This window comes from Actinoplanes sp. NPDC051388 (assembly GCF_055586225.1).
Map to the genome: position 1 here is coordinate 1 of NZ_JBVJIP010000025.1, position 21,370 is coordinate 21,370.

Genomic DNA, 21,370 nt, shown 5'->3' on the forward strand with positions numbered 1-21,370 from the left:
CCCCAACACACCCAGAACCCGCCGGACAATCAGCAACGCGATCGTATGAACCACCACACCACCGAGCCTGCCGCACCGGCATCTTCCCAGACCAGCGCCATCACCCTGAAGTGGCATCCCACACGCTGCTTCAACCGGTTGAAGCAATGGCGTGCGCTAGCCACCCGCTACGCCAAACGCGCTGCCCTCTACCGGTCATCGTTGCTCTGATCTGGCTGCGGTGATCGGCAGGACACGGCCTCATGCAGCAGGCTGGATCGGCCACGATCGCCGTTGCGCTCCAGCACCGCGAGCGTACCGCGGGTTGGGTTCGGGCCGACGACGAGGCACTCGCCGACCGGACCGGCCCGACGCTCGGCACCACAACGGTTGTCACGGACAAGTCATGGTGCCCCTGCCGGGTTCGATCGAGCACTCGAGTTCGAGATCCAGGATCGGTATGTCGAGGTTCAGTCGGAGAATCCTGAACGCATCACTGCTGAAGGGTTCAGGGCTGATCGTCTGGAACGCGGCTGGCCAGGTGCCGCCTGACGCGAGATCCCGGGGCCGAAACCTCGGGTTCGGTGTGAACTCGTATCCACTCAGCTTGGCGAGAGAACTAGGTTTGTCCCAAGCGTCACATAGTGTTCGGACCTCATCGATGCTGAATCCGCGCGCCGCTCGGTAAAAGCCGATGAGATTAGAGGGCATGTCCTCCTCCGCGAACATCGAGCTGGGCGGCGCGAACGGAATGGAATCGCGCCAGCTCTGGGTCTTCTCGAACGCCGTGGACTGCGCGGCGAAGATCGTCAAGGCGACCGCGAGGACTTCGTTCTCCGTGAGCGACCGGGAGAGTTGTATGGTCGGCGTGACGGCACTGAATCTGACGCCGAACTTACGCGATTCCATGGTTGGTGTGGCGAACCGTTCAGGCTTGGCCTCCGGGACAAACCGGACGAGCACTCCACGATTCTGCCGGCGCCCTTCGGGCGTTGAGTTCCCGGCCGGGTATTCGATCTGGTCGCCGGCCATCGTTATGCTGACGGGAATTGTTCGGCTCGCCCGTCGCAGAGCCAACGCGACAGCAAGGGCACGAGCGTGGCGTAGTCGAACGTTTCTACGGGACTGGCCGACGCAATCTGTGAAGCCTCGAATCTCCACACCGAACCTCCGGCCGCGGATCGCCTGCCACGCTGCGTGGGAGTCCGCGATGGCGTTGATGATCCCGGTGAACTTCGTTTCGTCCGAGCTGCCCACCTCGAAGCCGCCGAGGAACATGTCAACCGCGCCGGACGGGTGCTGTCTGTCCCTCATCACCGGGGCATCCGTCCGGGACTGCATTTGCTCACCCGGTTCGTACTCCGCTGGGCAATCGGGCTCGCTCACCAGCGCGGGAGCCGCGACGGCGGGGCTACTGGTCTCTACCTTCTCGCGTCGCTCCATGCGCTGGGACGCCTCACGCACTGCGGCGATCAGACTCCGAGCCAGCCTCGGATTCGCGTGGCCGGTGTCGACCCAGCCGCAGTGCGTCGAGTAGAAGTCGCCGTCCTTGGTCTTGATCGAGTCCTCGGTGATCTCCCGCTGCACCGTCACCGGACCGCCGGCCGACCGCTGGACTACCGGTTGACACCCGGTGGCTGAGGCGAGGCTCCCGGCCACCCGTTCGGCCGCGTCGCCGTGCACCCGTACCCGAGCGAAGCCAACCCCGAAGCGTGTGCTCATCTGATGTCGGGTGTCCGGGTCGAGCGGCCGCCCCTCAGTTCTCAGTACGTCGCCAATGACGGGCGACTCCTTCCCGAGCAGGCCCTTCATGGCTCGGCTCCCGACGGCCCTAGCGAACATTGTGCGATGTTCGTCGGCGCCCGTCACCACGCCGTCACCACGCCATCGCGGCATGCCAGACGTCAGCAGACCGGTGACGGCATGGTGACGACCGGCCCGAAGCATGGCATCCGTCAGGTGATCCGATCACCGCCCCAGGGGGACCGATGCCGGTTCAGGTGAGTTATCCGGGCGTCTACGTCGAGGAACTGCCCAGTGGCGTACGGACGATAGTTGGTGTCGCTACCGCGATCACCGCGTTCGTCGGCCGAGCGCCGCGCGGCAGTGTCGCCGAACCGGTCGTGGTCAACGGCCTCGCCGACGTCGAGCGCGAGTTCGGCGGCCTGTGGAGCCAGAGCGGCCTGGGCTACGCGATCCGCGACTTCTTCCTCAACGGCGGCGGGCAGGCGATCGTGGTCCGGCTCTACCGCCCGCGGGACGCGAACACCCCGGGCGTGGCCAAGCTGTCGGTCGGCAACCTCAAACTCGTCGCCCGCACGCCCGGAGCGTGGGGCAACCGCCTGCAGGCCACGATCCTGCCCAAGCCCGCCGCCGACGTGGCCCAGGCCGTCGCCACCGACCTCGGCGTCGGCCCGGATGACATCTTCGACCTGCGGATCGCGGATGACGGGAACGGCACCGAGGAGACCTTCCGCAACCTCACCGTCAAGGACACCCGGCGGCGGGTCGACCGGGTGCTGAGGTCGTCGCAACTGGTGCGCTGGGACGGCGACTGGCCGGCGGCGGACCCGGCGGTCACGACCGGGGACGATCCGAAGCCGGACACCGTGACGGCGGCCCGGGTCACCGTGAGCGACGCGGAGGAGAAGAGCCCCGGCGCCGAGCGGGCGCAGGCCTCGGCCAAGCAGGCGGCCGACCAGGCCGCCGCCGACCTGGCCGCGGCGCAGGCGGACCCTCAACCGGATGCCGCGAAAATCGCGGCGGCGCAGAAGAAGAGCGACGAGGCCGCCGCCGCGCTGACCACCGCCGACGCCAAGGCCGCACCCGTCGTGGCGGCCAGGGCCGCGCTCAAGACGCTGGTCGACCAGCAGACCGGCCACGACGGCGTGGCGATCACCTCGGCCGAATTCCTGCCGCAGAACGGCAACCGGGACAAGACCGGGCTGTTCGCGCTCGAGAAGGCCGACCTCTTCAACCTGCTGTGCATCCCGCCCTACAAGGCCGGCGAGAACGGCGGCGACGTGGACGCCACCGTGGTCACCACCGCGGCCCGCTACTGCGAGGGACGCCGGGCGATGCTGCTGCTCGACCCGCCGACCGGCTGGACCACCGTGCAGCAGGCGATCGACGGCCGCACCGCGATCGGGACGACGAGCGCGAACGCCGCCGTGTACTTCCCCCGGCTCCAGCAGGCGGATCCGCTGCGGGACAACCGGATCGGCGGGTTCTCCGGGTGCGGCGCGGTGGCCGGCGTCATGGCGCGCACCGACACCGAGCGCGGCGTGTGGAAGGCGCCCGCCGGGCTCGCCGCCACCATCTCCGGGGCGGCCGGCCTCACCGTCCCGCTCACCGACCCGGAATGCGGCCGGCTCAACCCGCTCGGGATCAACTGCCTGCTGACCAAGGCCACGGTCGGCCCGGTCGTGTGGGGAGCACGCACCCTGCAGGGCGCCGACGGGCTCGCCTCGCAGTGGAAATACGTCCCGGTCCGGCGGCTCGCGCTCTACATCGAGGAGAGCCTGTTCCGCGGCACCCAGTGGGTGGTCTTCGAGCCGAACGACGAGCCGCTGTGGGCCCAGGTGCGGCTGAACATCGGCGCCTTCATGCACGACCTCTTCCGGCAGGGCGCCTTCCAGGGCGCCACCCCGAACCAGGCCTATCTGGTCAAGGTCGACCGGGAGACCACCACCCAGAACGACATCAACCTCGGCGTCCTCAACATCGTAGTCGGTTTCGCCCCGCTGAAGCCGGCCGAGTTCGTCATCCTGCGCATCAAGCAGCTCGCCGGCCAGATCGAGACGTGAGGGACGGGTCATGCCCGAATTCACCGTCAACAACAACCCGCAACGCTTCGACCCGTACAAGAACTTCAAGTTCCGGGTCAAGTGGGACGGCGTCTACGTGGCCGGGGTCAGCGGCGTCACCGCCCTGCGGCGGACCACCGAGGTGGTGCAGCACCGCTCCGGCGGCGACCCGAGCAGCAGCCGCAAGTCGCCGGGGCGCAGCGAGTACGAGCCGATCACCCTGCGCCGCGGGGTCACCCACGACAAGGCCTTCGAGCAGTGGGCCAACAAGGTGTGGAACTGGGGCTCCGGCCTCGGCCTCGAGGTGTCGCTGAAGGACTTCCGCAAGGACCTGATCATCGAGATGTACAACGAGGCGGGCCAGCTGGCCATCGCCTACAAGGTGTACCGGTGCTGGCCCTCGCAGTACGAGGCGTGGCCGGACTCGGACGCCAACGGCGCGGCGGTCGCGATCCAGAACATGCGGCTCGAGAACGAGGGCTGGGAGCGCGACTACGAGGTGCCCGAGCCGACCGAGCCGCAGTTCACCGAGCCGGCATGAGCGCGTCGCTCCTCGCGGCGTGGGAGCGCGGGCAGGGGCGCGACCCGACCACGCGGGCGGTGGCGCTGCTCGCCGCCACGACCGGCCGGGACGAAGCCTCGGTGGCGGCCCTGCCCCTCGACGCCCGCGACGCGCTGCTGTTCGACCTGCGGCGCCGGGTCTTCGGGGACCGGCTGACCGCGATCGAGTCCTGCCCGCTCTGCGCGGAACGCATCGAGGTGTCGGTGTCGCTGTCCGATCTCTGCGCCGGCCTGCCCGCCGCATCCGGACACGAGGACGTGGTCGAGCACGACGGAGGACACGTGACGGTGCGGGTGCCGGACAGCGGGGACGCCCGGGCCGCGGCCCTGACCGGCGAGGTCACCGAGGCCCGGCGGGTGCTCCTGCGGCGCTGCCTGTCGGCGGTGGACCGGCTCGGTGCGGCCGTGGACGTGGACGCACTCCCGGCGGACGCGCTGGCGCTGGCCGCCGAGCGACTGACCCAGCTCGCCCCGCACGCCGACGTCCAGCTGCGACTCGCCTGTCCTAGCTGCGACGGCACCTGGCTCGCGCCGCTGGACATCGGGCTGGCGACGTGGGCGGAGGTCGCCGTGTGGGCGCGTCGCACGCTGCTCGAGGTGCACGAGCTCGCCTCCGCGTACGGCTGGTCGGAGACGGAGATCCTCGGCCTCGGGGCGCATCGCCGGCAGGCGTACCTGGATCTGGTCTCGTCATGACGGACTTCTTCGAGCGCCTCGCCGCGCGCCTGGTGCATCCGGAGCGGAGTGTCCTGCCGCGGACTCCCGGGTTGTTCGAGCCGCCGGCCGGGGTGGGTGGCGCCGATCTCCTGGATCGATACTTCGACACACCGCCGCCGGCGGCGGCCGGGCGCACGCTCGAGCCGGAGGTGCGGGGCCGGCCCGCGGCCGGGACGACGGTCGTCCCGCCGGCCGCCCGGGACGCGGCTCCGGCGCCTTCGATCCCACGGGCCGGCGCCCCCGGCGCGCGGGCGGCCAGGCCGGACGGCAGTGGACGGACGGCAGCAGAGGACGGGACCGCCACGGAGTGGCCTGCGGTCACTCAGGAAGCTCGTGCGCCGGGCCATGCCGCCCCTCCCGCCGCCGAGGTTCCGCGCGTGACCTTCCCGGCCGTCGCCACGGAACCGGGGCTCACGGGCCGGACGAATGGCTCCCCGGGCGCCGCCCGGCGGCATCGCGAGTCAGCCTTCGCCGAGGCGGCCGTCCCCGGCGCAGCGGCCATTCCCGGCGCGGCCTCCTCTGGCGCGGCCTCCTCTGGCGCGGCCTTCTCTGGCGCAGCCTTCTCTGGCGCGGCCTTCTCTGGCGCGGCCTTCTCTGGCGCCGCCGTCGAAAACCCAGCCACTCCCGGCGCAGTCACTACCGGCGCGGCCACGCCCGGCGCGGCTTTCTCCGACTCGGCGTTCGTTGACGCCGTCCGTCTCGGCGCGGCTTTTACCGAAGCCGGGCGCGACCGCACCGCCTGGCATCGGCCGGAGGCCGCGGCGGGCGCGGTGGCGCCGCAGCCATTCCTGCCGGACGTCCCGGACGTCGCGAGGCTGCACGACGCCCCAAGCGCGCCGGGCAGGCCGGCGAAGGGCAGGCCGGCACCGGCGCCGACCGTCGAGACGCCCCCGCCCGGCATGCCCGTGCAGGTGACGATCGGCCGCGTCGAGGTCCGAGTCCCACCGGCGCCGCCGACTCCCGCACCACCGGCCACGCCGCCCGCGCCGCCATCCGACCGGGCCAACCGGCTGCTCTCGCTCGCCGACTACCGCCGGCACCGGACCGGGAGCCGCGGGTGAGCACCTCGGAAGCGGTCGCCGCGGTCACCGAGACCCTGCGGCGGCTGCTGGACACCCAGCTCGGCGGGCCGGACTGCACCACGCTGGTGCCCGACAACGCCCGCACCGACGAGAGCATCGACCAGATCAACCTCTTCCTGTACGCGGTGGAACCGAACTCCGGCTGGACGAATGCCGGCGCCCGGCCGCCGCTGGCCTTGGACCTGTCCTACCTGCTGACCGTCTACGGCAGTAACGGCGACGACGTCTCGGCCCACGCGGCGCTGGGCAACGCGATGCGCATCCTGCACGACCATCCCGTCCTCGGCCGGGACGAGGTCCGCGGCATCCGGCCCGCCGCGGGTCTGCACGAGCAGCCGGAACGCGTGCGGATCTCGCACGCGCCGTTGTCCCTGGACGAGATGACCAAGCTGTGGACCGCGTTCGGCTCCCCCTACCGGCTGTCCACGGCCTACGTGGCCACCGTGGTCCTGATCGACGCGCGCCGGACCGCACCGGCGGCGCTGCCCGTGCTCGGCCGCCGTGACCTGCGGGACAGCGGCGTCGACGTGGCCGCCGACCCGGCCCTCTTCCCGACTTTGGAGCGGGTCGGCATCGTCGGCGAGGACCGGCCCGCGGTCCGGCTCGGTGACACCCTGCGGTTCGCCGGCCGGGGCATCGCCGGTGGCACCGCGCAATTCCGGACGCGGTTGTGGGACCAGGCCACGGATCTCGCGCTCGCCCTGTCGGCGGCCGGCGATCTGGAGGTGGCCCTGCCACCGGACAGCCCGGCGGTCCGCGAGCTCTGGCCGGCCGGGCAGTACACGGTCACCGTCGCGGTGACCGACCAGGGCCGGACGCGGGTGTCGAACGAGGTGCCCTTCCCGCTCGCGCCCCGGGTGCTGGCGATCGCACCGAGCCCGGCGGCCCGGGTCGGCGGGGCCGTCACGCTCACCGTCACCACCGGGCCGTGGGTCTGGCGGGGGCAACGTGTCTCGCTGCTGCTCGGGGACCGCGAGATCATCGCCCAGCCGCTGCCGGCCGGGACCGAACGCAGCGCCACGTCGACGTTCCGGGTCGGCGCCGCCACGCCGGGCGATTTCCTCGTCCGGGTGCGCGTCGACGGCGTGGACAGCCAGCCGTACGCGGTCACGGCCGCCGGCGAGCGCACGTTCGCCGCCGCCGAGCGGGTGCAGATCACATGAGCACCGCCGAGGCCTGGGAGCAGGACAACGCCCGGTTCCTGTCCGCGGCGCTGGCCTGGCTGCGGGCGCTGCTCGAGGCTCACCTGCCCGAGGCGGACCGCGACGATCGGGCGGACCGTGCGGTCGCGGACGCCCGCGAGGCGATGCTGGCGGCCGAGCGGGCCACCGATCCCCCGCCGGCGCTGACCGTGCTGGCCGAGCGGCTCGGATTGGACAGCTTCGAGCGGGACACCCTGCTGCTGAGCGCGGCGCCCATGTTGGACACCCGGATCGGTGCGCTCTGCGGGCGGATCCAGGGTGACCTGTCCCGGGCGTACCCGAGCTTTGCCGTGGCCTTGACCCTGTTCGACGATCCCTCCTGGCTGGCCGTGACTCCGCACGGCGCGCTGCGCCGCCTGCACCTGACCGAGGTGGTGACGCACGGAGCCGACCCGGTGATCTCCGGCCGGCTGGTCGCCGACGAACGGATCGTCGGCTATCTGAAGGGCCTCAACCTGCTCGACATCCGGGTCCGGCGACTGCTCGTGCCGATCGACCCCGGCCTGGCGGCCCTCGACCTCGCGCCGTCCCAGGAGGCCGTCGCCGAGCGGACCGCCGAGCGGCTGCGGCGGACCGCCGCCGGTGAGAACCTCCCCCGGGTGCGGCTGCTGGGACCGGATCCGGGGAGCCGCCGGCTGGTCGCCGCGACCACCGCGGATCGGCTCGGCCTCGCGCTCTACCGCCTGCCCCGGCGGCTCGCCCCGGGGCCGGCCGAGCTGGAGACCTTCGTCCGGCTGTGGGACCGCGAGTGCCTGCTCCTGCCGGTCGCCCTGCTCGTCGAGGGCCCCGGCCCGGACGGCCCGGCCGCGGATCCGCACGGCGACGCGGCCGAGCGCCTGGCCGAGGCGGTCGGCGGCCTGGTGTTCCTCGACGGCGGCGGCCCGGCGTCCGGGCACCGGTCGATCACCGCCGAGGTGGGCCGGCCGACCGCCGCGGAACAACACGATGCCTGGGCAGACGTGGTCGGCGGCGACGCGGCGGACGCGCTCGCCGGGCAGTTCGACCTCAGCCTCGGCGACATCCGCCGGACCGCGGCCGAGGAGAAGGACCAGGACCGGATCTGGCACGCCTGCGTCAGCACCGCCCGCCCTCGCGCCGACCGGCTGGCCGAGCGGCTGGACGTGAAAGCCACCTGGCCCGACTTGGTCCTGCCGGACCCCGAGCTCGCGGCGTTGCGCCGGATGACCGGACAGGTGGCCCGGCGCACGACCGTCTACGACGACTGGGGCTTCCGGCAGGTGATGAACCGCGGGTTCGGCGTGACCGCGTTGTTCTCCGGCCCCAGCGGCACCGGCAAGACCATGGCGGCCGAGGTTCTCGCCGGGCAGCTCCGGCTCGAGCTCTACCGGGTCGATCTGTCGGCGGTGGTGAGCAAGTACATCGGCGAGACGGAGAAGAACCTGGGCGCCCTGTTCGACCAGATGGACTCCGGCGGCGCCCTGCTGTTGTTCGACGAGGCCGACGCGCTGTTCGGCAAGCGGACCGAGGTCCGCGACAGCCACGACCGGTACGCCAATCTCGAGGTCAACTACCTGCTGCAGCGGATGGAGTCCTACCGGGGGCTCGCCGTTCTCGCCACCAACCGCAAGGAGGCCCTGGACCGCGCCTTCCTGCGGCGCCTGCGCTTCGTGGTGGACTTCCCGTTCCCCGGGCACGAGCTGCGCGAGCACATCTGGGCCCGCGCGTTCCCGGCCGGCGTGCCGGTGGCCGGCCTCGACCGGTCCCGCCTGGCCGGTTTCAAGCTCAGCGGGGGCAGCATCCACGCCGCCGCGCTCAACGCCGCGTTCGAAGCCGCGGTGGCCGGGTCACCGGTCACCATGCCGATCGTCCTGGTCGCGGTCGAGGCGGAACTCCGCAAGCTGCAGGTGCCCGTCTCCGCGGCCGATTTCCGGTGGCCGCCCGCCGATCGGAGTTCCGGATGACCATGATCGTGCACATCGACTGTGTCGTGGTCGAGGGGCGCACGTCCGGGAGCGTGGATCTGCGCGCCGCGGCCGAGGCCCTGATCGCCGACCGGCTGGCCGGCCGCCGGCCGGACGGCATGCCCGGCGATCTCGCGGGCCAGATCGCCGGGCAGGTCGCGGCCGAGGTGCGCAAGGCGATCGGCCGTGACTAGCCCGCCCCGCTCGCCCCGGATGCTGCGCGCCGCCCTGGTCGGCATGGACCCGGCGAACCCGCTGGCCAGCGTCATCGCGTTCCAGTACAACCCGGACACGCTGACCCGCCGGCTGGAGGCGCGGACCGCGGGTGGCGGCGACGGGGGCGCGCGGGCCGAGGCCCTGCGGCTGTCCGGCCCGCCACGCGAGACGCTGTCGCTGAGCGCCGAGGTGGACGCCACCGACCTGCTCGATCGCGGCGATCCGCAAGCCGGCTCGCTGGGCGTGTACGCCACGCTCTCCGCCCTGGAGATGCTGCTGTATCCGAAATACCGCAAGGTGCAGGAGGACCTGGCCCTGGCCCAGCAGAGCGCCCTGGAGATCCTCCCGCCGGAGGCGCCGCTGACGGTCTTCGTGTGGGGGGCGAAGCGGGCGCTGCCGGTGCGGCTGACCGGTTTCACGATCGTGGAGGAGGCCTTTGACGGCCGGCTGAACCCGATCCGGGCCCGGGCGGACCTCCAGCTCTCCGTGCTGAGCACCGCCGATCTGGAGCCGGGCACCCTCGGCCACCGGCTCTTCCTGGCGCACCAGATCGCCAAGGAGATCATGGCGACCTCGAACGTGGCGGCCAACGTCAGCGAGCTCGGCTCCTCGATCGGAGCCGGCTGATGCCGCGCCGATTCCCGGTGGGCAGCCGCTACACCGCCACCGAGGTGGCGGTGTGGACTGACGACGCCGGCCGGGAGATCCCGTACCTGCGGCGCCGTTTCGTGCCGCGGACCGCATCGGACCCGGCGGCGGGCGCCCATCTGGTCCGCCCGGGTGAGCGGCTGGACGGGATCGCCGACCGCCACCTGGGTGATCCGACGCAGTTCTGGGCGCTGTGCGACGTGAACGGCGTGCTGCGGCCGGCCGAGCTCGAGGTGACCGGTCGCGAGATCCTGCTGCCCGAGGCCGGATGATGGCCGTCTCCAGCCTGCGGTTGACCGTGCTCGCCGGGCCGACCCGCCCCGAGCGGCTGCCCGGCTCGGTGATCGACGCGCTGGTCAGCGTCGAGGTGGACAGCCGGCACGACGACGTCGACGTGTTCCGGCTGACGTTCGCCCCGGCGAAACGCCGGGGCGACCTCGATCTGCTCACGGGCGACACGTTCCGGGCGCTCACCCGGGTCCGGCTGGTGGTCGGCTTCGGCCTCCGCCGCCAGGTCCTGATCGACGGTGTCGTCACCCACCACCAGGTGCGGCCGAGCAACACCCCGGGCGGGTCGGCGCTGGTGGTCAGCGGCGATGACCTGTCGGCGCATCTGACGCTCACCGACCGGCCGGCCGCCTTCGAGGGCCGGACCGACTCGGAGATCGTGACGCAGGTGCTCGATCCGTACCTGAAGTTCGGCCTCCGGACCGACGTGACCACGGTTTCGCGCAAGCCCGGAGCGACCGAACGCCATCGCGTGCGGACCACGACCGACCTGGAGTTTCTCCGCTATCTGGCCGAGGAGAACGGCTTCCGGTTCGCGGTCGTGCCGGACGACACCGGCGCCGGGGAGAGCACCGCGCGGTGGGGCCCGATCGACGACCGGGAGCGGCAGGAGCCGGACCTGACCATGAACATGGGTTCGCTGACGACGGTCGACCAGCCGCTCGCCTTCCGCTTCGACATGCTTGGCCCGGTCAAGCCGACGGCGTCGGTGCCCGAGACGGCCGACTCGTCGGTCGCCGTCGGCGCGGCCACCAGCGACGGCCCTGGGCTGGCCCGGGTGCCGGCCGCGGTGCTGCGCGAGAACTACCTGTACCGGGCCGCGGGCCTGACCAGGGAACTGGCCGAGCTGCGCGCGACGCAGGCCCGTCTGCTCGCCGCGGACGCGGTGATCGTGGTCGGCGAACTCGACCTGGGCCGGTACGGCGCGCTGCTGCGCCCTCGCCGGCGCATCCGGGTCCGTGGCGTGGGCCGCTCGTACGACGGCGACTACGCGATCCGGCAGGTGTCCACGACGCTGCGGCGGGGCTCGGCCACCCAGTCCTTCGGCCTGGCCCGGGACGGTCTCGACACGCCCGCCGGCGGAGGTGCCTGATGGCTGAGTCGTCGGGAAACCGTTGGTACGGCAAGTTTCGCGCGGTGGTCAGCCGCAACGACGACCCGGACGGCATCGGCCGGATCAAGGCGAAGGTCCGGCAGTTCCAGGACGAGGAGACCGCCTGGGCGCTGCCGGCCCTGCCGTACGCCGGGCCGGGCGTCGGCCTGCTGCTGATCCCTCCGGAGAAGTCCTGGGTGTGGATCGAGTACGAGGGCGGCGAACGGGACAAGCCGATCTGGACCGGATGCTTCTGGACCGACCTGCCCTCGATCGACGCGACCAAGCCGGCCATCGCCGCCCCGGATACCAAGATGCTCAAGACCAAGACCTGCACGATCACCATCAACGACGCAAACGGCAGCGTGGCGATCGAGACCGACTCGGGCCGGCTCTCGATCACGTCATCGGCGGTGGAACTGACCAACGGCAAGGCGACCGTGCGGCTGGCCAACCAGACCGTGTCGCTGAACGGCAACGCCCTGGAGGTGACGTGATGCCCGAGTTGCTGCACGTTGGTGCGACGGTCCAGTGCTTCCACGGCGCCCCGGCGTCCGCCACGACCGGAGCGTCGCGGGTCACGCTGGCCGGAAGTCCGGTGTGGACCGTCGACGTGACACCGACCGTCTCGACGTGCCCCTTCACGCTGCCGAACGGCGTCAGCCAGCCCTGCGCGACAGTGCGCTGGACGGCCGGCGCGACCCGGGTCACGACCGGGGGCCGCGCGGTCGTGCTGCGCGACAGCCCGTCCCAGTGCCTCGGCGGGCCGCAGATTCCGCAGGGCGTCGCGTCGGTGGCCGCGGCACAGCACCGGGTGGTGGGCAGATGACCGACATCGACCACCCGTTCCACTTCGACGCGGCCGGGCGTACCGCGACCACCGGCCCGGCCGACCACATCCGCGACCTGATCGACCAGTTCCTGTTCACCTCGCCGGGCGAGCGGGTCAACCGGCCCGGGTACGGCAGCGGCCTGCTGGCCTTGGTGTTCGAGCCGAACAGCACCGACTTGGCCTCCACCGTCGAGCTCAACGTGCAGGCCGGGCTGCTGGAGTGGCTGGGCGACCTGATCGTGGTGCGTGCTGTGGATGTGACCCACGAGGACACCTCGCTGGCCGTCGAGGTCAGCTACGCCGTGCTGGCCACCGGCGAGACCCGGGTGGACACCTTCACCGGAGCCGGGCCATGACCGCCGGCGGCCTGACCTGCGCCGACGACCACGCCCGCCGGGATCAGGTCCGCGTCGCGGGCCTGACCGGCCTGGACTTCGTCGAGGTCGACCCGGACGGGCGGACCCTGCGGGTGTTCTTCGTGAACCGGCCGCCGGACGGCCTCACCGCCGCCCAGCTGCGCATCGACGGCGGCGGCCCGGATCATCGGGTCGGCGTGCTGCGGGTCCGCCGCGAGCGGCAGCGTGACCCGGCGGTCGACGAGTGTGTCGCGGTCACCCTCGACCGCCCGGGTGACGCCGGTCGCTACGTGCTGCGGGTGGTCGGCCACCCGGACGTCGACCCGCGGTTCGCCGCGCTCGGCTTCAGCTTCGCGATCGACTGCCCCGGGCCGGGCGATTGTGCGCCCGAAGCGTGCGTGCCGGACCGGCCGGACGAGCCGGACATCGACTACCTGGCCAAGGACTACGCCAGTTTCCGCCGGCTGATGCTCGATCGGCTCACCCTCACCATGCCGGGGTGGCGGGAGCGGCACGTGCCCGACGTCGGCATCACGCTGGTCGAGCTCCTCGCGTACGTCGCCGATCACCTGAGCTACCACCAGGACGCGGTCGCCACCGAGGCCTATCTGGACACCGCCCGCCTGCGCACCTCGGTGCGCCGCCACGCCCGCCTCGTCGACTACGCCGTGCACGAGGGATGTTGTGCCCGGGCCTGGCTGCACGTGGAGACCGACGGCGACGTGACCCTGCCGCCCGGCACCACGTTCGCGACCGGCAGCGGGCAGGTCTTCGCCCCGGTGCGCGACGAGCCCCGCCTGTGGCGGGTGCACAACCAGATCCCGATCTACACCTGGGGCCTGCGGGACTGCGTCCTGCCGGCCGGCAGCACGACCGCGACGCTGCTCGCCCCGCCCGGCGGACTGCACCTCGAGCCCGGCGATCCGCTCCTGTTCGAGGACGCCGCCGACCCGGCGCACCGGCACGTCGTCGTGCTCACCGCCGTGCGGACCGGCACGGACCCGGTCACCAAGCTGGAGATCGCCGACATCGCCTGGGAGGTGGCCGACGGCCTGCCGTTCCCGCTGTGCCTGTCCGGCCGCGACGCCGCGGAGCTCGGTGTCGCCCGGGCCAACCTGCTGCTGGTCGACCACGGCGCACCGGTGGACGCCGAAGACGTCGGCGGCGCGCTGCGGCGGGCGCCGCTCACGTTCGCCGTGCCCGAGCAGCCCGGCGCTCCGGCGGTCGCCCTGCTGCGGCCCGATCCGGCCGACGCGGTGCCGGCGATCCGGCTGACCGAGACGACCGCGGCCGGGGTGACGGCCGCCTGGACCGCCCGGCCCGATCTGCTCGGCAGCGGCCCGGAGGACCGGCACTTCGTGGTCGAGACCGACGTCGGGGGCCGGGCCACCCTGCGGTTCGGCGACGGGACGCTGGGCGCACCGCGGGCGCCGGACAGCCGGTTCGTCGCCGACTACCGGTGCGGCACCGGGCCTGGCGGCAACGTCGGCGCGGACACCATCACGCGGGTGGTCCTGCCGGCCGGACAGGCCGACGACATCGGCCTGCGCCCCCGCAACCCGCTACCGGCGCTGGGCGGCGCCGCGCCCGAGCCGCTCGATCACGTCCGGCTAGCCTCGCCGCACGCCTACCGGCGGGTCCCGAGGCGGGCCGTCACCGGCGCGGACTACGCGACCCTGGCCGCCCGCGACCCGCGCGTGCAGCGGGCGCACGGCGCGGTCCGGTGGACCGGCAGCTGGTACGAGGTGGACGTGGCCGTCGACCCGTTCGGCGCGCCCGAGACCGGCGGCCCTGAGCTGCTGCCAGCGATCGCCGGCGCGCTCGAGCCGTACCGGCGGATCGGCCACGACCTGCGGGTCAGCACCGCCGTGCAGGTTCCGCTCGACATCGCCGTGACCATCTGCGTCTCACCGCATCACCTGCCCGGACGGGTGCGGGCGGCGGTGCTCGCGGTGCTCGGCAGCGGGCTCCGGCCGGGCGGCGGCGTCGGCTTCTTCCACCCGGATGCCCTGACCTTCGGCACACCGGTCCTGCTCAGCCGCCTCATCGCGGCGGTCCAGGCCGTCGAGGGCGTGCAGAGCGTGCTGGTGACCCGCTTCCAACGGCTCTTCGGACCCGCCCGGGGCGAGCTCGAAGCCGGCGTGCTGCCGATCGGCCCCGACGAGGTCGCCCGCCTGGACAACGCGCCGGGCCGCCCCGAGCTGGGCCGGCTGCTGGTGACGCCGGTGACCGCGGACGGAGGGGACCGATGACCGCATCGCACCAGGGCCCCTGCTTCTGCTGCGGGCGCCGCGACACCCCGCTGCCGGTCGCGAACCGGCCCGGGCTGAGCCGCCTGGCCTACCGCGCGGGCACCCACGGAACGTTCCTCGCCACCATGCGCGGGCGCCTCTCCGCCGACGCCGCGCTCGCCGGGCTGCGCACCCGGGACCCCGGCGACGCGTCACTGGCGCTGCTGGACGCCTGGGCGGTGGTCGCCGACGTGCTCACGTTCTATCAGGAGCGCATCGCGAACGAGGGCTACCTGCGCACCGCCACCGAGTACCGCTCGGTCGTCGAACTGGTCCGGCTGATCGGGCACACGCCACGACCCGGCGTCGCGGCGACCGCGTACCTGGCCTTCACCCTGCGCGACGGCGCCATGGCCGACGTCCCGGCCGGCACCCGCGCACAGAGCCGGCCAGGGCCCGGCGAGACGCCGCAGCCGTTCGAGACGGCTGAGCGGCTCCCGGCCCGCGCCGCATGGAACATCCTGCGCCCCCGGCAGACCGCACCGGCCTTCTTCCCGCACGTCAACGACGTCGACCACCTCTATCTCGCCGGCCAGGCGACCGGCCTGGCGGCGGACGACCTGCTGGTGATCGTGGCCGGCGGGGATCAGGCACTGGCCCGGGTCGCCGCGGTCACGCCGGAACGCGACCAGGACCGAACCCGGGTCACCCTGACCGGCATCAGCCTGCCGGCCAACAAGGCCGGGCGGGAGCTTCTCGCCGACATCCTCACCACGCTGACCGCGGCCGAGTCCAAGGTGGCGCCCGGCATCCGCGCGAACGCCATCGGGGCCCGGCTGGCCGAGCTGGCCGCGATCGTGGTCGACAGCGACCCGGGCACGCTGCGGGCGCGGATCGTCGACACCTTCCTGCCCGCGTTCGAGCTGGAGCGCGCGGACGTCACCAAGGGCCCGTTGCGGATCTGGCTGGACAAGATTGTGCCGCGCCTGGAGGCGGCCCGCGACGCGCTTGGCCCCGCGCAGCCCCGGGCCGCGGTGGCGCCGCCGCCCGCCGCCGGCCCCGTGGGCGGCGCGGTGACGCCGTTCGATCTCGCTGCCTCGCTGCTGGTGCCGCCGTCCGTCCCGCCGCCCAGCCCGCAGCGCGTCGGCGGCGATCTCGCGGAACGCTTCGGATCGGGTCGGGAGTCGACCTACCGGCTCTTGTCGACCCTGGAGCCGCAGCTGGCCGGCACGCTGCTGGCGGCGTGGGCCACCACGTCGACCGGCGGGGAGACCCCCAAGGTGTACGCACTGCGGACCACGACCGGGCTCTACGGCCATGCCGTGCCGAGGCCATTCGTCCCGAACACGCCACAGGTGCAATGGCCCGACTGGCCGGTCGCGGACGACGAGCTCACCACCGTCCTGAACCTCGACGGCTCGTACCCGGCCATCGCGGGCAACGGGTGGATCGTCGTGGAGACGCCGAAGGCGCCCAGCCCGCGGCTACTCCCGGTCACCGGGGTGACCACCCGACCACGAAGCCGGTACGGGCTCACCGGAGTCCCGACCACCGTGGTGACGGTGGCGACCGCGTGGTGGGCCGGCACGGAGTTCAGTGACATCCGGGGCAGCATCGTGCACACCGGCGCCGAGGAGCTGGCCCTGGCCGAGCAGCCGCTGACCGACCTGATCCCGGACAGCGCGGACCGGCAGCGCATCACTCTCGACGGGCTGTACGGCGGCCTCGACGCCGGGCGCTGGCTCGTCGTCGACGGCGAGAGGATCGTGACCGGGCCGACCGGGAACGCGGTGGGCGTCGTGCCGGCCGCCGAGCTGGTCATGGTGGCCGGCGCCGAGCACCGCGCCGACTCCCGGTTCCCGGACGCCACTCCCCGCACGACGCTGGTGCTGGCCGCGCCGCTCGCCTACGACTATCGCCGCCGCACCCTGGTGATCCACGGCAACGTCGCGCGCGGCACGCACGGCGCGACGCACGTGGAGATCCTGGGCAGCGGCGACGCGGCGGTCGCCGGCCAGCGGTTCCCGCTCACCCACTCGCCGCTGACCTACGTCGCCTCGGCCGACCCGTCCGGGATCGCGAGCACCCTGCAGGTCCGCGTCGACGGCGTGCGCTGGCCCGCCGCCGCCGAGCCACTGGCGGTCGGCCCGGCCGACCGCGGCTACTCCGTGCGGACCGACGAGGCGCGCGCCGCCGAGGTGGTCTTCGGCGACGGGCACCACGGCCGCCGGCTGCCCACCGGGCTGGACAACGTGACGGCGCAGTACCGCAGCGGCATCGGCGCCGCCGGGAACGTCGCCGCCGGGCGGATCAGTCTGCTGGCCACCACCCCGGAGGACGTCCGGTCGGTGGTCAATCCGCTGCCCGCGACCGGCGGCGCCGAGCCGGACGACCGGGACGCCGTGCGGGACAACGCCCCGCTCACCACGACCGCGCTCGACCGTCTGGTGTCGGTCCGCGACTACGAGGACTTCGCGCGGACGTTCGCGGGCATCGGCAAGGCTCGCGCGGTGCGCAGCAGCGACGGGCGACGGCTGCGCGTGCATGTGACGGTGGCCGGCGTCGACGACGCCCCGCTGGGCGCGCGCGGCGACGCCGTGGTCAACCTCCGGCGGGCGCTGCGCGAGTTCGGCGATCCCGGCGTCCCGGTCACGGTCGAGACCCGGGCGTTGCTGCTCGTGGTCGTCGAGGCGCGGCTGGGCATCTCTGCAGACCACCGCTTCGACCTGGTGGCGCCGGCAGTCCGCGCGGCCCTGCTGCGCGCGTTCGGCTTCCGCGCCCGCGACCTCGGCCAGGATCTGCACGCGTCCGAGATGATCGCGGTGATGCAGGCCGTCGCCGGCGTGGCCCACGTCGACCTCGACCGGCTCGGCGTCGCCTCGGCCGACCCGGCGGAGATCACCGCGGTGGCGGCCCTGGGCGAACCGCAGAGCCGGATCCCGGTCTACCCGCCCGATCGCCGGACCGGCCGCACCGGGCCGGCCGGCGACGAGCGCGCCGAGCTGGCGATCCTCTCCCCCGACGTGCCCGACACCATCCTGTTGCGGGAGGCGCCATGACCCCGGACCGGCTCTTCGACCTGCTGCCCGGCGTCCACCGGCTGCGCGACGGCCCCGGGCGCGGCCCGCTGCGCGCGCTGCTGCAGGTGATCGCCGAACAGGTGGACGTCGTCGAGGCGGACATCGACGGCCTCTACGCCAACTGGTTCATCGAGACCTGCGACGACTGGGTCGTGCCCTACCTCGCAGACCTGGTCGGCTATCAGGTGGTGGGCGAGGCCGGCGCGCCCGGCGAGGTGACCTCCGACCGCGATCGGCGCCGCAACGCCGTCCTCCTGCCGCGCCGGGAGGTCGCCAACACCATCCGGCATCGCCGGCGCAAGGGCGCGCTGGCGCTGCTGGAGGACCTGGCCGCCGACGCCACGGACTGGCCGGCGCGGGCGGTCGAGTGCTACCGGCTGCTCGGCTGGACCCAGCCTCCGGGTCATGTCGCGCCCGGCCGCGGCGGCACCGCCGATCTGCGGGACGTCGCCCTCCTGCGGCGCTTGGGCGGGCCGTTCGACACCGCGGCGCACAGCGTCGACGTCCGAGGGCCACACAACATCCCGGACGTACGGCTCGTGGCGTGGCGGCTGCGTCAGTACGGCGTCACGCGTACCGAGGCGAACCGGCTCGAGCGTGGCGACGCCACCCGGCTGACATTCAGCGTGCTGGGCAACGACGCACCGCTGTACGTCCGTCCGGCAAACGGCCAGGGCGAGCTGAGCCTGCCGGTCCCACTCGACCGGCAGCTGCTGGAGGAACGGCGCACGGACCTCTACGGCCCGCATCGAAGTCTCGCCGTCTGGCGGGCGATGGACCGCGAAGCCGACCCGAAACTGGTGCCCGCCGAGGAGATCACCGCCGCCGACCTGACCAGATGGGTCAACGTCGCCGGCCCCGGCCAGGTGCTCGTCGACCCGGTGCTCGGCCGGCTCGCCTTTCCCGAGGGCGAGACCCCCGAGGGCAAGGTCCTGGTCTCCTATCGGTACGGCGCGCCGACCGCCCTCGGCGGCGGCGAGTACCCCCGCGCAGTCACGGACTCCGCCGGTACGCGGCGCTACCTCGTGGGCGGCGACGGCAACCATCCGACGATCAAGGCCGCGCTCGAAGCCTGGGCACAGGCCGGCGACGCCGACGCGGTCATCGAGTTCACCCAGAGCGCCGTCCACACCGAACCGCTGAACATCCGGCTGGGCGAGACCGGCCCGCAGCACCTGCGGATCAGGGCGGCGAGTGGCGTCCGGCCGGTGCTGCGCCTGCTCGACTACGACGCCAGCCGGCTCGACTGGGCGCGGGTGCACAGCGCCGCCGGCAGCTCCTTCACCATCGACGGGATCCTGGTCGAGGGCCGCGGTTTCCGGTTCACCGGCGACTTCGATCGCATCCGGATCCGGCACTGCACGCTGGTGCCGGGCTGGACGCTGACCGGGGACTGCGAGCCCTACCAGCCGGACGAGCCGAGCCTCGTCCTCGATCGGGCCCGGGCGGCCGTCGAGGTCGAGCACAGCATCGTCGGCACGATCCTCGCCGCCGCCGACGAGGTGCAGACCGAACCGATCCCGCTGACCGTCACCGACAGCATCCTGGACGCCACCGGACGAGGGCGGCGGGCGATCGGCGGGCCGGGGCGCAAACGGGCCCACGTCCTGCTGACGATCGCCCGCAGCACGGTCGTCGGGCAGGTCGGCGTCCGCGCGGTCGCCCTGGCTGAGAACACCATCTTCACCAGCCGGCTGGACATCGCCCGGACCCAGCACGGCTGCGTGCGCTGCTGCTTCGTCCCGGTCGGCTCGCGTACCCCGCGCCGTTTCGCCTGCCAGCCCGACCTCGCGCGGGAGAAGGCCGGCCCGGCCCGCGCCGAGGTCGCCACCGACCGGGTCACGCCCCGTTTCCGGTCCCTGCGCTACGGGCGGCCGGATTACGCCCGGCTCCGCGACGACGGGCCGGTGGAGATCCGCCGCGGTGCCGACGACGAGTCGGAGATGGGCGTGTTCCACGACCTGTTCGACCCCCAGCGGGCCGCGATCCTGCGCGCCCGCCTGGACGAGTACACCCCGGCCGCCTCGCGGGCCGGGCTGTGGTTCGCGACCTGAGGAGGCACCGGTGAACCCCGACATCTCACGGGACATCCACGTCGCCGGGAAACACTATTCACGCGTCGTCATGCAGCAGGGCCGCGTGCTGGTGGACAGCGACTGGAACGCCGCGGCCGCGATCCAGCTGCACCAGGTGCGGCAGACGGTGCGCGACCTGGTCGGCCCGCACGGCGGCCCTGCCGGCGGCTTCGCCGTCACGGTCAACCAGGGCAACCTGATGATCGGTCGCGGCCACTACTACGTCGACGGCATCCTCTGCGAGAACGACGCCGCCGCGCCGGTCCCCTTCAAGTTCCAGCCGGATCGGCCGGCCGGGCTCACCACCCCCGGATCGGGCATCCACCTCGTCTATCTCGACGTCTGGGAGCGGGACCTCTCCAGCCACGACGACCCGCTGCTGCGCGAGGTCGCGCTCGGCGGACCGGACACCACGACCCGGACCAAGGTGGTCTGGCAGGTCCGGCTGCTGGCGGTCCAGCAGCGCCCGGCCACTCCCGACGACACCGTCAAGGGACTGCTCGCCGACCCCTTGCCGCGGTTGCGGGCGGAGGCCAAGCGGGACGACCCCGGCCAGGGCCCGTGCTCCCTGTCGCCCGACGCCCGGTTCCGCCGCCGCGAGAATCAGCTGTACCGGGTCGAGATCCACCGGGGCGGGAAGGTGGGCGCCGCCGTCGCCGGCGAGAGGCCCACCTTCAAGTGGTCCCGCGACAACGCCGCACGGGCGGTGTTCCCGGTCACCGCCGGCGCCGACGGCGGATACGTGGTGTCCGACCTCGGCCGCGACGACCGGACCACGCTGCGCAAGGGCGACTGGGTCGAGCTGACCGACGAGGACCACGCCGTCGACGGCCTGGGCGGCCGGCCGCTGTGGGCGGTCGAGGCCGTCGACGAGGACGACCTGGTAGTGCGCCTCAGCGACAGCGTCGACCCGCACGGGCTCATCCGGCCTGCGCTGCGCCGCTGGGATCAGAGCGCACCGGACCAGGTCGACGACGACGGCACGATCCCGGCGCTCGCGGACGAGCCGATCGACCTCGAGGACGGCATTCAGATCACCTTCGAGAAGGGCGGGCAGTGCCGGCCCGGCGACCACTGGCTGATTCCGGCCCGGGTGGACACCGGCGACGTCGAGTGGCCGCTCGACCACACCCGCTTCCCGCCGGCCCCGGCATACCGCCCCCCGGCGGGGACCACCCACCATTACGCGCCGCTGGCCTGGTTCGAGCCGACCGCCAACCCACCCCTGTCGGACCTGCGCCGGACATTCAAGACCCTGTGTGAGCTGACCACGAAGCCGTGA

Annotated in this window: 19 protein-coding genes; 18 read left to right on the forward strand and 1 reads right to left on the reverse strand. The window is 73.1% G+C overall.

Going from position 1 to position 21,370, the window contains the following annotated elements; all coding sequences use genetic code 11:
• Window positions 1-210, forward strand: a 210-nt coding sequence (locus tag ACZ6TI_RS42195; RefSeq protein ID WP_465350908.1) for a hypothetical protein, incomplete at its 5' end; no start/stop codon positions are given.
• A gap of 162 nt (window positions 211-372) precedes the next feature.
• On the opposite strand, the gene ACZ6TI_RS42200 is transcribed toward ACZ6TI_RS42195, so the two are convergent.
• Window positions 373-1,791: an eCIS core domain-containing protein gene (locus ACZ6TI_RS42200; protein ID WP_465350909.1), complete on the reverse strand. Its 1,419-nt coding sequence runs from the start codon at window positions 1,789-1,791 to the stop codon at window positions 373-375.
• A 176-nt stretch (window positions 1,792-1,967) separates the two neighbouring features.
• Here ACZ6TI_RS42200 and ACZ6TI_RS42205 point away from each other — a divergent pair, with 176 nt between their 5' ends.
• The 17 genes from ACZ6TI_RS42205 to ACZ6TI_RS42285 are packed head-to-tail and all read left to right on the forward strand — an operon-like array spanning window position 1,968 to window position 21,370.
• Window positions 1,968-3,785 (forward strand): phage tail sheath family protein, encoded by a 1,818-nt coding sequence (locus tag ACZ6TI_RS42205; RefSeq protein WP_465350910.1) that lies wholly within the window; start codon window positions 1,968-1,970, stop codon window positions 3,783-3,785.
• Window positions 3,786-3,795: 10 nt separating this feature from the next.
• On the forward strand, window positions 3,796-4,326 hold the full coding sequence (locus ACZ6TI_RS42210) for a phage tail protein (RefSeq protein WP_465350911.1): 531 nt from the start codon (window positions 3,796-3,798) through the stop codon (window positions 4,324-4,326).
• The gene (locus ACZ6TI_RS42215) at window positions 4,323-5,042 is read left to right on the forward strand and encodes a hypothetical protein (RefSeq protein ID WP_465350912.1); all 720 of its coding nucleotides are present in this window, start codon (window positions 4,323-4,325) and stop codon (window positions 5,040-5,042) included. Before ACZ6TI_RS42210 ends, ACZ6TI_RS42215 begins: the two co-directional genes overlap by 4 nt.
• On the forward strand, window positions 5,039-6,124 hold the full coding sequence (locus ACZ6TI_RS42220; RefSeq protein ID WP_465350913.1) for a hypothetical protein: 1,086 nt from the start codon (window positions 5,039-5,041) through the stop codon (window positions 6,122-6,124). The genes ACZ6TI_RS42215 and ACZ6TI_RS42220 overlap by 4 nt, the downstream gene beginning before the upstream one ends.
• Window positions 6,121-7,308 carry a Pvc16 family protein gene (locus ACZ6TI_RS42225; protein ID WP_465350914.1) on the forward strand — a complete coding sequence of 396 codons (1,188 nt, stop codon included), beginning with the start codon at window positions 6,121-6,123 and terminating at the stop codon, window positions 7,306-7,308. The genes ACZ6TI_RS42220 and ACZ6TI_RS42225 overlap by 4 nt, the downstream gene beginning before the upstream one ends.
• Entirely contained in the window at window positions 7,305-9,269 is a 1,965-nt protein-coding gene (locus tag ACZ6TI_RS42230) for an ATP-binding protein (RefSeq protein WP_465350915.1), read from the forward strand. The genes ACZ6TI_RS42225 and ACZ6TI_RS42230 overlap by 4 nt, the downstream gene beginning before the upstream one ends.
• Window positions 9,266-9,463 (forward strand): hypothetical protein, encoded by a 198-nt coding sequence (locus ACZ6TI_RS42235; RefSeq protein WP_465350916.1) that lies wholly within the window; start codon window positions 9,266-9,268, stop codon window positions 9,461-9,463. Before ACZ6TI_RS42230 ends, ACZ6TI_RS42235 begins: the two co-directional genes overlap by 4 nt.
• Complete coding sequence (locus ACZ6TI_RS42240; RefSeq protein ID WP_465350917.1) at window positions 9,456-10,112, forward strand: hypothetical protein; 657 nt, start codon at window positions 9,456-9,458, stop codon at window positions 10,110-10,112. Before ACZ6TI_RS42235 ends, ACZ6TI_RS42240 begins: the two co-directional genes overlap by 8 nt.
• The gene (locus ACZ6TI_RS42245; protein WP_465350918.1) at window positions 10,112-10,405 is read left to right on the forward strand and encodes a LysM peptidoglycan-binding domain-containing protein; all 294 of its coding nucleotides are present in this window, start codon (window positions 10,112-10,114) and stop codon (window positions 10,403-10,405) included. Before ACZ6TI_RS42240 ends, ACZ6TI_RS42245 begins: the two co-directional genes overlap by 1 nt.
• Window positions 10,402-11,514 (forward strand): hypothetical protein, encoded by a 1,113-nt coding sequence (locus tag ACZ6TI_RS42250; RefSeq protein ID WP_465350919.1) that lies wholly within the window; start codon window positions 10,402-10,404, stop codon window positions 11,512-11,514. Before ACZ6TI_RS42245 ends, ACZ6TI_RS42250 begins: the two co-directional genes overlap by 4 nt.
• The gene (locus ACZ6TI_RS42255) at window positions 11,514-12,011 is read left to right on the forward strand and encodes a phage baseplate assembly protein V (protein WP_465350920.1); all 498 of its coding nucleotides are present in this window, start codon (window positions 11,514-11,516) and stop codon (window positions 12,009-12,011) included. Before ACZ6TI_RS42250 ends, ACZ6TI_RS42255 begins: the two co-directional genes overlap by 1 nt.
• Window positions 12,011-12,343: a hypothetical protein gene (locus tag ACZ6TI_RS42260; RefSeq protein ID WP_465350921.1), complete on the forward strand. Its 333-nt coding sequence runs from the start codon at window positions 12,011-12,013 to the stop codon at window positions 12,341-12,343. The genes ACZ6TI_RS42255 and ACZ6TI_RS42260 overlap by 1 nt, the downstream gene beginning before the upstream one ends.
• Window positions 12,340-12,702: a GPW/gp25 family protein gene (locus ACZ6TI_RS42265; RefSeq protein WP_465350922.1), complete on the forward strand. Its 363-nt coding sequence runs from the start codon at window positions 12,340-12,342 to the stop codon at window positions 12,700-12,702. The genes ACZ6TI_RS42260 and ACZ6TI_RS42265 overlap by 4 nt, the downstream gene beginning before the upstream one ends.
• A complete protein-coding gene (locus ACZ6TI_RS42270; RefSeq protein WP_465350923.1) occupies window positions 12,699-14,954 on the forward strand; it encodes a putative baseplate assembly protein in 2,256 nt (751 codons plus the stop codon). The genes ACZ6TI_RS42265 and ACZ6TI_RS42270 overlap by 4 nt, the downstream gene beginning before the upstream one ends.
• Entirely contained in the window at window positions 14,951-17,992 is a 3,042-nt protein-coding gene (locus tag ACZ6TI_RS42275; RefSeq protein ID WP_465350924.1) for a putative baseplate assembly protein, read from the forward strand. The genes ACZ6TI_RS42270 and ACZ6TI_RS42275 overlap by 4 nt, the downstream gene beginning before the upstream one ends.
• Window positions 17,989-20,067, forward strand: a complete 2,079-nt coding sequence (locus ACZ6TI_RS42280; protein ID WP_465350925.1) for a hypothetical protein — start codon at window positions 17,989-17,991, stop codon at window positions 20,065-20,067. The genes ACZ6TI_RS42275 and ACZ6TI_RS42280 overlap by 4 nt, the downstream gene beginning before the upstream one ends.
• A gap of 10 nt (window positions 20,068-20,077) precedes the next feature.
• Complete coding sequence (locus ACZ6TI_RS42285; RefSeq protein WP_465350926.1) at window positions 20,078-21,370, forward strand: DUF6519 domain-containing protein; 1,293 nt, start codon at window positions 20,078-20,080, stop codon at window positions 21,368-21,370.